This window comes from Verminephrobacter aporrectodeae subsp. tuberculatae At4 (genome assembly GCF_000193225.1).
GTDB lineage: Bacteria > Pseudomonadota > Gammaproteobacteria > Burkholderiales > Burkholderiaceae_C > Acidovorax > Acidovorax aporrectodeae.
In genome coordinates this window covers 1-287 of record NZ_AFAL01000932.1, presented here as the reverse complement: position 1 = coordinate 287, position 287 = coordinate 1, and the positions used below count along the sequence as shown (strand labels likewise).

Sequence of the window (287 nt, the reverse complement as noted above, 5' to 3'; positions counted from 1 at the left end):
CAAGGGCAGAAAAACCAAGTCAACCGCTACCACTACGACCCCAACGAGCGGCGCGTACTGAGCCAGCAGGGCGTAGAAACGCAGGACGAACTACAAAAAGCCACGCAGCAAACCCGCTACCCCGCGCAAAGCCACCGCTGGAGCGAAGAACAAGCGCAAGGGGCGACCGCCGTGCTCGCGCGCTACGACGCCAACGGCCAGCCCACACAGATCGGGCAACGCGAATACCAATGGGACGCACTGGGCAAACTGACAGAAGTGCGCGAAAAAGGCACAAGCCTGGCCCG

General features: G+C 62.0%; 1 protein-coding gene. It reads left to right on the top strand.

Annotated elements, in window-relative coordinates; genetic code table 11:
• Positions 1–287: hypothetical protein (locus tag VTU_RS34250; RefSeq protein ID WP_010109431.1), on the top strand; the 287-nt coding region annotated here is incomplete at both ends.